Consider the following 10,473-nt stretch of genomic DNA (forward strand, 5'->3'; position numbering starts at 1 on the left):
TAGCTGAAATTTGATATAGTAGTCCTATGTAAAATACAAAGGAGAAAACAATGGATCCAAATATTACTTTTTTAATCATGCTTGTAGGGATGATGGCCTTGATGTTCTTTATGCAACGTTCTCAAAAGAAACAAGCACAAAAGCGTATGGAAAGCTTGAACAAGCTTCAAAAAGGCTATGAAGTCATTACAATTGGTGGACTTTACGGAACAGTGGATGAAGTAGATACTGAAAAAGGAACAATCGTACTGGATGTAGATGGGGTCTACTTGACTTTTGAATTGGCTGCTATCAAGACCGTTTTGCCACTCAAAGAAGCTGTGACACCAGAAGGAACAGTTGTTGACGAAGGCGGAGCAATCGAAGAATAAAACGGGACCTGTCACTCCCGTTTTTCTATGAGATGAGAGGAAAAGGGATGAAAAAAATAGTATTTGTGTGCTTAGGAAATATTTGCCGTAGCCCCATGGCAGAGTTTGTGATGAAGTCCATGACGAGTGATTATCAAGTTGAGAGTCGTGCAACTTCGTCTTGGGAACATGGTAATCCGATTCATAAGGGAACGCAGGCGATTTTCCAGCAGTATCAGATCCCGTATGACAAAGATAAAACATCGCTTCAGATTGGCAGAGAAGACTTTGAATCGTTTGATTACGTTATCGGAATGGATGCTTCAAACGTTTCAGATCTGCGTCAAATGTGCCCTCAGGAACTACAGTACAAGATCTACTATTTTGCGGCTGAAAGTGTCCCAGATCCTTGGTATACAGGAGATTTTGAGGAAACCTATGCTCGTATTACAAGTGGATGTCAACGCTGGCTAGATCGATTAGAAAATGAGACTGACAATGGAAAAGCTTAAACAATTTTATGAGAAGTGTAGAGTTTACCTAACTCGTCCTAGGTTAGAACTCATTGCAGTTGTCGTAATGGTACTCTGTGCTCTTTCGATATTTCTGCTAAATACGCCTAAAAAGGGTGTCCTGACACTTGATGGTGGAGCTCTTGTTTATGATGGCACCTTGGTACGAGGGAAAATGAATGGTCAAGGGACCCTGACCTTTGAAAACGGAGACCAATATACAGGTGATTTCAATAATGGAGCCTTTAACGGGAAAGGAACTTTCCAATCAAAAGATGGCTGGAAATACGAAGGTGATTTTGTAAACGGTCAGGCTGAAGGTCAAGGGAAGTTGACGACAGAGCAAGAAGTTGTTTATGAAGGAACCTTTAAACAAGGCGTTTTTCAACAAAAACAGTAGTCTCCAAGTTAGGAGACTATTTTCAAAATCTAAAAAGAAAACGCTTTCTACTTTTGAATTCGATAACTAACTATCAACTAGAAAAAACTTTGTGAAATAAAAAAATTTTTTCCATAATTTCACAATCGTCCAGACAAAACTCTATTGCGTAGCTATATTGAGAAAAAAATCACAATCTCGGAAAAATTCTTTGTGAAATACTTATGAAACTGTTTACAAAGCATAAAAAAAGAGTTATAATAAACTTGTGAAAAAATTAACAAAGGATAAAATCCTTAAAGGCTATGGAGGATAATATGGCTGATAAAAAAACAGTAACACCAGAGGAAAAACAACTTGCTGCTGATAAGCATGTCGATGGTCTCGTGAAAAAAGCCTTGGTTGCGCTTGATGAAATGCGCAAGTTGAACCAAGAGCAAGTTGACTATATCGTGGCAAAAGCTTCGGTTGCAGCACTTGACGCACACGGTATCCTTGCACAACACGCAGTTGAAGAAACTGGTCGTGGAGTATTTGAAGACAAGGCAACAAAGAATCTATTTGCCTGCGAACACGTAGTGAACAATATGCGTGGAGTTAAAACAGTTGGAGTTATTGAAGATGATCCAATTACAGGTTTGACAAAGATTGCGGAGCCTGTAGGGGTAATCTGTGGTGTCACTCCGACAACAAACCCAACTTCAACAGCGATTTTCAAATCACTCATTGCTTTGAAAACACGTAACCCAATCGTTTTTGCCTTCCACCCATCTGCTCAAGAATCATCAGCTCACGCAGCACAAATCGTTCGCGATGCAGCGATTGCAGCTGGTGCTCCTGAGAACTGTGTGCAATGGATTACAAAGCCATCTATGGAAGCAACTGGAGCGCTTATGAACCACGAAGGTGTTGCGACTATCCTCGCAACTGGTGGGAATGCCATGGTTAAAGCTGCATACTCATGTGGAAAACCAGCTCTTGGGGTAGGTGCCGGAAACGTTCCTGCCTATGTAGAAAAATCTGCTGACCTTCGTCAAGCTGCTCATGACATCGTTATGTCTAAATCATTTGATAATGGGATGGTCTGTGCATCAGAACAAGCTGTTATCATTGATAAAGAAGTATATGACGAATTTGTAGAAGAATTCAAATCATATCACACTTACTTTGTAAACAAAAAAGAAAAAGCCCTTCTTGAAGAATTCTGTTTCGGTGTGAAAGCTAACAGCAAAAACTGTGCAGGTGCTAAACTAAATGCAAACATCGTTGGTAAACCAGCAGCATGGATTGCTGAACAAGCAGGATTTAGCGTTCCAGAAGGAACAAACATCTTGGCTGCAGAATGTGCAGAAGTAGGACCAAAAGAACCATTGACTCGTGAAAAATTGTCACCAGTTATCGCTGTCCTAAAAGCTGAAGATACAGAAGACGGTCTTAAAAAAGCTCGTCAAATGGTTGAGTTTAACGGACTTGGTCACTCAGCAGCCATCCATACAAAAGACGAAGCTCTTGCTAAACGCTTTGGTACAGAAATCAAAGCAATGCGTATTATCTGGAACTCTCCATCTACTTTCGGTGGTATCGGTGACGTATACAATGCCTTCATTCCATCGTTGACACTTGGATGTGGTTCATATGGACACAATTCAGTCGGTGATAATGTGAGTGCGATCAACCTTCTAAACATCAAGAAAGTAGGAAAACGTAGAAATAATATGCAGTGGTTTAAAGTTCCTTCAAAAATTTACTTCGAACGCAATTCTATCCAATACCTTCAAACATGTGAAGATATTGAACGCGTTATGATTGTTACAGACAAATCGATCGAAAAACTTGGTTTTGTTCAACGCATTATTGACCAATTGAACAAACGCAGCAACCGTGTAACTGTCCAAGTCTTCTCAGATGTTGAACCAGACCCAGATATCACAACTGTAGAACGTGGTACTGAAGTAATGAGAGCATTTGAACCAGACACAATCATAGCTCTTGGTGGTGGTTCTCCAATGGATGCAGCGAAAGTAATGTGGCTCTTCTACGAACAACCACAAATCGACTTCCGTGACTTGGTTCAAAAATTCATGGACATCCGTAAACGTGCCTTCCGCTTCCCATCACTTGGTAAAAAAGCGAAATACATTGGTATTCCAACAACTTCAGGTACAGGTTCAGAAGTAACACCATTTGCCGTTATCTCTGATAAGAAAAACAATCGTAAATACCCATTGGCTGACTACTCATTGACACCAACTATTGCGATTGTTGACCCTGCTTTGGTTGAGTCAGTTCCAGACTTCATCGCTGCGGATACAGGTATGGACGTCTTGACTCACGCGACTGAAGCCTACACTTCAAACTTCGCTAACGACTATACAGACGGTATCGCCCTCCAAACAATCAAACTTGTCTTTGAATGGTTGGAAAAATCTGTTAAGACAGCTGATCCAGAAGCTCGCGAAAAAATGCACAATGCATCTACAATGGCTGGTATGGCCTTTGCCAATGCCTTCCTTGGTATGAGCCACTCAATGGCCCACAAGATCGGTGCGGTTCACCATACTGTTCACGGACGTACAAACGCAATCTTGCTTCCATACGTTATCCGTTACAATGGTACTCGCCCATCTAAGACGACTACATGGCCTAAGTATAACTACTGGAAAGCTGACGAAAAATTCCAAGATATTGCTAGAATGCTTGGATTGCCTCACTCAACTCCAGAAGAAGCAGTTGAAGCATACGCTAAAGCTGTTTACGAACTTGGTGTTGCAGTAGGTATCAAGATGAACTTCAAGGATCAAGGAATTGATGAAAAAGCTTGGAAAGACAGTTTGCATGAAATTGCCTTGCTTGCTTATGAAGATCAATGTTCACCTGCTAACCCTCGCTTGCCAATGGTAGCTGACATGGAAGAAATCATGGCAGATGCTTACTATGGTTATGCAGAACGACCAGGGCGTCGTAAATAATCGTTTATCAGCCTAGAGGCAGGAGTGATCCTGTCTCTTTTTTGTAAACTCTGAAAGAGTTGAAATTGTAGTTTCACCTTGATAATGAAGAGAATATGCAGATATTATAAAAGATTCTAGAGATATGCTTTGGAAATAAAAGAATGAATGAATAAAAAGGGGGAGAAAAAGTAGAAAAGCAGGAGAGAAAATCAACGCCCGTACTTGCAATTAAACTCAAATAGTTATATAATAGTTTTGTTGAAAGGTGATTTGTAGTGATTCAAGTTACTCTTTTCACAATAAAATTTTCATGATTTTCATAAGGAGGAAATCACTAATGGTAGTTAAAGTTGGTATTAACGGTTTCGGACGTATCGGTCGTCTTGCTTTCCGCCGTATCCAAAACGTAGAAGGTGTTGAAGTTACTCGCATCAACGACCTTACAGATCCAGTTATGCTTGCACACTTGTTGAAATACGACACAACTCAAGGTCGTTTCGACGGTACTGTAGAAGTTAAAGAAGGTGGATTCGAAGTTAACGGTAAATTCGTTAAAGTTTCTGCTGAACGTGATCCAGAACAAATCGACTGGGCTACTGACGGTGTAGAAATCGTTCTTGAAGCAACTGGTTTCTTTGCTAAGAAAGATGCAGCTGAAAAACACCTTAAAGGTGGAGCTAAGAAAGTTGTTATCACTGCTCCTGGTGGAAACGACGTTAAAACAGTTGTATTTAACACTAACCACGATGTTCTTGACGGTACTGAAACAGTTATCTCAGGTGCTTCATGTACTACAAACTGCTTGGCTCCAATGGCTAAAGCTCTTCAAGACAACTTCGGTGTTGTAGAAGGATTGATGACTACTATCCATGCTTACACTGGTGACCAAATGATCCTTGACGGACCACACCGTGGTGGTGACCTTCGCCGTGCTCGCGCTGGTGCTGCAAACATCGTTCCTAACTCAACTGGTGCTGCTAAAGCTATCGGTCTTGTAATCCCAGAATTGAACGGTAAACTTGACGGATCTGCACAACGCGTTCCAACTCCAACTGGATCAGTTACTGAATTGGTAGCAGTTCTTGAAAAGAACGTTACTGTTGATGAAGTAAACGCAGCTATGAAAGCAGCTTCAAACGAATCATACGGTTACACAGAAGATCCAATCGTATCTTCAGATATCGTAGGTATGTCTTACGGTTCATTGTTTGACGCAACTCAAACTAAAGTTCTTGACGTTGATGGTAAACAATTGGTTAAAGTTGTATCATGGTACGACAACGAAATGTCATACACTGCACAACTTGTACGTACTCTTGAATACTTTGCAAAAATCGCTAAATAATTCTTGAGTCGATAAAAGCAAGGCCTTCCGGTCTTGCTTTTTCTATTTTTAGATAAAACAAAATGGATGATAGTGTCATCCATTTTGTTTTAATTCTGTTTCGAAAGTATCCGAGAGGGCAGTAAAACTCAATTGTTCTAAGGTGAGTGGATGGGTAAAGGAAAGTCGAAAGGCGTGGAGCATAAGCCGATTTGTCTTTGATTTACTATTATAGAGAGGATCGCCTAGGATAGGGTGCTTATGGTGAGAAAGGTGAACACGGATTTGATGCGTTCGACCGGTCTTTAGTTTGCAACGGACAAGGGTAGTCTGATTTGGAAATTGCTTTAGTCGGCTTACCTGGGTTTCGGCATGTTGCCCCTTTTTGGGATCTACCACTCGTTTTCTGCGATCGTGTCGATCACGACCAATTTTATCTCGGAAGATAAGTTCTTTGTTCCCCACTTGCCCCTTTACGAGTGCCCAGTACTCGCGAGCAATTTCCTTCTTCTCCAACAAACGATTGAGAATGGGTAGGATAAAAGGATTTTTAGCAAAAAGCACTAAACCGCTTGTTTCCATATCCAGGCGATGAACGACATAGCAGGTTTGACCAATGTAGGCAGAGACATGGTTGAGAAGGGCAATTTCATCAGGTTGATTTCCATGAGTTTTCATTCCCTCTGGCTTGTTAACGATAATGAGATGTTGGTCTTGATAAACCTCTTGAACGAGGTCTGGATTTCCCCAAAGGATTTCTTTTTTGGGATAATCTTCCTCGTCAAAAGTCAACTGGCAAACGTCTCCTGGTTTGACCATCTCGTTCCAGTGAACTTCTTTGTGGTTAATTAAGATGTTCTTTTTTGTTCTCAAGAAATGGCGGATCTTTCTAGGGATGAGGAGTTGTTCCTCTAGGAATTGTTTGACCGTCATTTGAGGCAAGGATTCGGGTAATGTAAATGTGAATTGCATACAGATATTGTAACAAAAAAAGCCCTATTTGGATAGGGAATAGCTAAATTCTTGAGTTCCTATGGTGAAGATGATAAAATAAACGCATGAAATTAGATAAATTATTTGAGAAGTTTCTTTCTCTCTTTAAAAAAGAAACGAGTGAATCAGCAGAGTCTGATTCTACTAGTATGCGTCGTTCTCGGAGCGATAGAAAAAAACTAGGCCATGTAGGTCCGATTCGGAAATTTTGGCGTCGTTACCATCTGACAAAAATCGTCATCATTTTAGGGTTAAGTGCAGGTTTGCTAGTAGGAACCTACCTATTTGCCATAGCCAAATCTACCAATGTTAATGATTTGCAAAATGCCTTGAAAACACGAACTCTGATTTTTGACCGCGAAGAAAAAGAGGCAGGCGCCCTATCAGGTCAAAAGGGAACCTATGTTGAACTGACAGATATCAGTAAAGACTTGCAGAATGCTGTCGTCGCGACAGAGGACCGTTCCTTTTATAAAAATGATGGGATTAACTACGGTCGTTTCTTTCTAGCCATCCTTACAGCGGGTCGTTCTGGAGGGGGGTCTACCATCACTCAACAGTTGGCGAAAAATGCCTATCTTTCTCAGGACCAAACCGTTGAACGGAAGGCCAAGGAGTTTTTCCTTGCCTTAGAGTTGACAAAGAAATACAGCAAGGAGCAAATCCTTACTATGTACCTCAATAACGCCTACTTTGGAAATGGGGTATGGGGTGTTGAAGATGCAAGTAAGAAATATTTCGGTGTATCAGCTTCACAGCTAACGCTTGATCAGGCGGCCACTCTAGCAGGGATGCTCAAGGGACCAGAATTGTATAATCCATTAAATTCTGTTGAAACTTCGACCAACCGTAGGGATACTGTATTACAAAATATGGTTGCAGCGGGCTATATTGATAAAAATCAAGAGACCGAAGCGGCTGGAGTAGATATGGCTTCTCAACTGCAAGATAAGTATGAAGGCAAAGTTTCGGATTATCGTTACCCGTCCTATTTTGATGCAGTTGTCAACGAAGCGGTTTCCAAGTACAATCTCACAGAAGAAGAGATTGTCAACAACGGCTATCGAATCTACACAGAGCTTGACCAAAACTACCAAGCAAACATGCAGGTTATTTATGAAAACACTTCGCTATTTCCAACAGCAGAAGACGGAACGCATGCAGAATCGGGTAGTGTCGCTCTAGAACCCAAGACTGGTGGAGTGCGTGGAGTTGTTGGTCGTGTAGCTGGTGATGACAAACCAGGCTTCCGCAATTTTAACTATGCCACTCAGTCTAAGCGTAGCCCAGGCTCAACCATTAAACCTTTAGTTGTTTATACACCCGCAGTAGAAGCAGGATGGGCCTTGAACAAGCAACTGGACAATCATACGATGCAGTACAACAGTTATCAAGTAGACAACTATGCGGGCATTAAGACATCTCCAGAAGTGCCTATGTATCAGGCCTTGGCGGAATCACTCAACCTACCGGCAGTTGCGACTGTAAATGAATTAGGTATTGACAAAGCTTTTGACGCTGGGGAGAGATTTGGCCTGAATATGGAAAAAGTTGACCGAGTTCTTGGAGTTGCTCTTGGTGGAGGTGTGGAGACGAATCCTCTCCAGATGGCGCAAGCCTATGCAGCCTTTGCCAATGGAGGTCTAATGCCTGAAGCTCATTTCATCACTCGTATTGAGAATGCCAGCGGTCAGGTCATAAAGAGTCATAAAAATTCCCAAAAACGAGTGATTGATAAGTCGGTAGCTGATAAAATGACCAGTATGATGCTAGGAACATTTACCAATGGTACAGGAATTAGTTCGTCACCAGCGGATTACGTTATGGCTGGTAAAACAGGTACGACTGAAGCTGTTTTCAACCCAGAATATACCAGTGACCAGTGGGTGATTGGCTATACTCCAGATGTTGTAATCAGCCACTGGCTCGGTTTCCCAACAACAGATGAGAGTCATTATCTAGCAGGTTCGACCTCAAATGGAGCAGCCCATGTCTTTAGAAGTATGGCTAATACCATTTTGCCCTACACTCCAGGTAGCACTTTTACAGTTGAGAATGCTTATAAACAAAATGGGATTGAACCAGAAAATACGAAAAAGCAGGCCGTTGAAAATGAGACAAACCAGTCTGAGGATCCGATAGGAGATATTCGTAGTCGTGCTCAAAATCTTGTAGATGAAGCAGGTCGGGCGATTTCAGAAGCCAAGATAAAAGAAAAAGCCCAGACAATATGGGACTCAATCCTTAATCTATTTCGTTAAGAGGCTTGTCAAAGCCTAGGTTTCTTGTTATAATAGATAAGATGGAGGCGTTATGGCACTAAAAAAAGCAAGCCTAGCTTGTGCAGTTTGTGGTTCAAGGAATTATTCAATCAAAATTAGTGGGAACCCCAAGCCAACACGACTAGAAGTAAATAAATTTTGTAAACATTGTGGAAAATATACGACACATAGAGAAACGAGATAGGAGAGAACGATGGGCTTTATTAAGGATATTTTTAAACTTCTTAAAGAAACAACTTGGCCAACTCGCAAAGAAAGCTGGAGAGATTTTCGCTCTATTATGGAATACACAGCCTTCTTTGTGGTCATCATTTACATTTTTGACCAGTTGATTGTATCAGGTTTGATTCGATTTATTAACATTTTTTAGAAGAAAAGTGGAGAAGTTCTGCTAACTTTCTTCTATCATATGTATGAAAGGAAATATCATGGATAGTTTTGACAAGGGATGGTTTGTTCTACAAACTTATTCTGGCTATGAAAATAAGGTAAAAGAAAATCTATTGCAACGTGCGCAAACATATAACATGTTGGATAATATTCTACGTGTTGAGATTCCAACACAAACCGTGCAAGTTGAGAAAAATGGAAAGAAAAAGGAAGTTGAAGAGAATCGCTTTCCAGGTTATGTCCTTGTAGAAATGGTCATGACCGATGAAGCATGGTTCGTCGTTCGAAACACACCTAACGTAACAGGATTCGTCGGCTCACACGGTAACAGATCAAAACCAACTCCACTTTTGGAACAAGAAATCCGTGATATTCTGGTTTCAATGGGACAAACTGTTCAAGAGTTCGATATTGATGTTGAAGTTGGCCAGACAGTCCGCATCATTGATGGCGCTTTTGCAGACTACACAGGTAAAATTACTGAAATTGATAACAACAAAGTGAAGATGATTATCTCTATGTTTGGTAATGATACGATTGCAGAAGTGAATCTCAACCAAATTGCAGAATTATAACCCCAGAGAGGCTTTGCCTCTCTTTTTATGTGCCGTTGGGGGAGGAAGAAGTATAGAATAGAGGAAGTAGACCCAGTGGCTCGCGCATTTTGCTAAACTAAATGCAGAAAGGAGAGGTCTATGAATCTAAAAGATTTATATGAAGAAAGTAAGGGAATCGTCCATAAGTGTCGCAAAGATTATCATTTGCATCTGTGGGAGAAAGAGGACTGGGATCAGGAAGGCATGTTATGTCTGTATGAGCTGGTGAGTTGCAACCCAGAGTTACTAGAGGGGGAGCGCCATCGACTTTATGTCTGCTTTAAAACAAAGTTTAGAAATCGTATCCTAGATTACATCCGTAAACAGGAAAGCCACAAGCGCCGTTTTGACAAAGAACCCTATGAAGAGGTGAGTGAGATTAGCCATCGTCTAGGAGAGAAAGGACTCAGGCTGGACGATTATTATCTCTTTCACGAACTTCTAAAGAATTACAAATCAAAGCAGAGTATGGAAAAACAAGAATTAATAGACCGTCTAATGGGAGGAGAAGTCTTTAGAGGACGTAAAGCTCTCCTGAGAGAACTTTCCCTTATCTTTTCAGAATTTCGATAAAGAGAAAAAAAGTCCTTGACAAAGGCGGAAAAGTAGGTATAATAGAAAGAGTTGAAAAGCTCAAGGTCCGTTGGTCAAGGGGTTAAGACACCGCCTTTTCACGGCGGTAACACGGGTTCGAAT

At 41.1% G+C, this 10,473-nt stretch carries 11 protein-coding genes; 10 read left to right on the top strand and 1 reads right to left on the bottom strand.

What is annotated here, in order from left to right; translation table 11 throughout:
• Positions 1 to 50: 50 nt before the first annotated feature.
• The 5 genes from yajC to gap all read left to right on the top strand — a co-directional run bounded on the left by yajC (position 51) and on the right by gap (position 5,537).
• Positions 51 to 371 carry a preprotein translocase subunit YajC gene (gene yajC, locus B7717_RS00245; RefSeq protein WP_076984827.1) on the top strand — a complete coding sequence of 107 codons (321 nt, stop codon included), beginning with the start codon at positions 51 to 53 and terminating at the stop codon, positions 369 to 371.
• A gap of 47 nt (positions 372 to 418) precedes the next feature.
• Positions 419 to 862 carry a low molecular weight protein-tyrosine-phosphatase gene (locus B7717_RS00250; RefSeq protein WP_084879952.1) on the top strand — a complete coding sequence of 148 codons (444 nt, stop codon included), beginning with the start codon at positions 419 to 421 and terminating at the stop codon, positions 860 to 862.
• The gene (locus B7717_RS00255; protein ID WP_084879954.1) at positions 849 to 1,262 is read left to right on the top strand and encodes an MORN repeat-containing protein; all 414 of its coding nucleotides are present in this window, start codon (positions 849 to 851) and stop codon (positions 1,260 to 1,262) included. Before B7717_RS00250 ends, B7717_RS00255 begins: the two co-directional genes overlap by 14 nt.
• Before the next feature lie 296 nt (positions 1,263 to 1,558).
• Positions 1,559 to 4,210 carry a bifunctional acetaldehyde-CoA/alcohol dehydrogenase gene (gene adhE / locus B7717_RS00260; protein ID WP_084943959.1) on the top strand — a complete coding sequence of 884 codons (2,652 nt, stop codon included), beginning with the start codon at positions 1,559 to 1,561 and terminating at the stop codon, positions 4,208 to 4,210.
• Positions 4,211 to 4,529: 319 nt separating this feature from the next.
• Positions 4,530 to 5,537, top strand: a complete 1,008-nt coding sequence (gene gap, locus B7717_RS00265) for a type I glyceraldehyde-3-phosphate dehydrogenase (RefSeq protein WP_000260682.1) — start codon at positions 4,530 to 4,532, stop codon at positions 5,535 to 5,537.
• Positions 5,538 to 5,612: 75 nt separating this feature from the next.
• On the opposite strand, the gene B7717_RS00270 is transcribed toward gap, so the two are convergent.
• On the bottom strand, positions 5,613 to 6,488 hold the full coding sequence (locus B7717_RS00270) for an RluA family pseudouridine synthase (RefSeq protein ID WP_001160826.1): 876 nt from the start codon (positions 6,486 to 6,488) through the stop codon (positions 5,613 to 5,615).
• Between the two features lie 86 nt (positions 6,489 to 6,574).
• Here B7717_RS00270 and pbp2a point away from each other — a divergent pair, with 86 nt between their 5' ends.
• The 5 genes from pbp2a to B7717_RS00295 all read left to right on the top strand — a co-directional run bounded on the left by pbp2a (position 6,575) and on the right by B7717_RS00295 (position 10,350).
• A complete protein-coding gene (gene pbp2a / locus B7717_RS00275; RefSeq protein WP_049478889.1) occupies positions 6,575 to 8,770 on the top strand; it encodes a penicillin-binding protein PBP2A in 2,196 nt (731 codons plus the stop codon).
• A gap of 52 nt (positions 8,771 to 8,822) precedes the next feature.
• The gene (rpmG, locus tag B7717_RS00280) at positions 8,823 to 8,975 is read left to right on the top strand and encodes a 50S ribosomal protein L33 (protein WP_001809375.1); all 153 of its coding nucleotides are present in this window, start codon (positions 8,823 to 8,825) and stop codon (positions 8,973 to 8,975) included.
• A 9-nt stretch (positions 8,976 to 8,984) separates the two neighbouring features.
• The gene (gene secE / locus B7717_RS00285) at positions 8,985 to 9,161 is read left to right on the top strand and encodes a preprotein translocase subunit SecE (RefSeq protein WP_000505776.1); all 177 of its coding nucleotides are present in this window, start codon (positions 8,985 to 8,987) and stop codon (positions 9,159 to 9,161) included.
• Positions 9,162 to 9,219: 58 nt separating this feature from the next.
• The gene (gene nusG / locus B7717_RS00290; RefSeq protein WP_000376732.1) at positions 9,220 to 9,756 is read left to right on the top strand and encodes a transcription termination/antitermination protein NusG; all 537 of its coding nucleotides are present in this window, start codon (positions 9,220 to 9,222) and stop codon (positions 9,754 to 9,756) included.
• A 120-nt stretch (positions 9,757 to 9,876) separates the two neighbouring features.
• The gene (locus B7717_RS00295; RefSeq protein ID WP_001049305.1) at positions 9,877 to 10,350 is read left to right on the top strand and encodes a hypothetical protein; all 474 of its coding nucleotides are present in this window, start codon (positions 9,877 to 9,879) and stop codon (positions 10,348 to 10,350) included.
• Positions 10,351 to 10,473: the final 123 nt, after the last annotated feature.

Source organism: Streptococcus oralis subsp. oralis (assembly GCF_002096495.1).
Lineage (GTDB): Bacteria > Bacillota > Bacilli > Lactobacillales > Streptococcaceae > Streptococcus > Streptococcus oralis_CU.

What these genes read in the sequence shown, in the direction of transcription:
- yajC (WP_076984827.1), top strand. Translation starts at nt 51, where the DNA reads ATGGATCCAAATATTACTTTTTTAATCATGCTTGTAGGGATGATGGCC.
- B7717_RS00250 (WP_084879952.1), top strand. Translation starts at nt 419, where the DNA reads ATGAAAAAAATAGTATTTGTGTGCTTAGGAAATATTTGCCGTAGCCCC.
- B7717_RS00255 (WP_084879954.1), top strand. Translation starts at nt 849, where the DNA reads ATGGAAAAGCTTAAACAATTTTATGAGAAGTGTAGAGTTTACCTAACT.
- adhE (WP_084943959.1), top strand. Translation starts at nt 1,559, where the DNA reads ATGGCTGATAAAAAAACAGTAACACCAGAGGAAAAACAACTTGCTGCT.
- gap (WP_000260682.1), top strand. Translation starts at nt 4,530, where the DNA reads ATGGTAGTTAAAGTTGGTATTAACGGTTTCGGACGTATCGGTCGTCTT.
- B7717_RS00270 (WP_001160826.1), bottom strand. Translation starts at nt 6,488, where the DNA reads ATGCAATTCACATTTACATTACCCGAATCCTTGCCTCAAATGACGGTC.
- pbp2a (WP_049478889.1), top strand. Translation starts at nt 6,575, where the DNA reads ATGAAATTAGATAAATTATTTGAGAAGTTTCTTTCTCTCTTTAAAAAA.
- rpmG (WP_001809375.1), top strand. Translation starts at nt 8,823, where the DNA reads ATGGCACTAAAAAAAGCAAGCCTAGCTTGTGCAGTTTGTGGTTCAAGG.
- secE (WP_000505776.1), top strand. Translation starts at nt 8,985, where the DNA reads ATGGGCTTTATTAAGGATATTTTTAAACTTCTTAAAGAAACAACTTGG.
- nusG (WP_000376732.1), top strand. Translation starts at nt 9,220, where the DNA reads ATGGATAGTTTTGACAAGGGATGGTTTGTTCTACAAACTTATTCTGGC.
- B7717_RS00295 (WP_001049305.1), top strand. Translation starts at nt 9,877, where the DNA reads ATGAATCTAAAAGATTTATATGAAGAAAGTAAGGGAATCGTCCATAAG.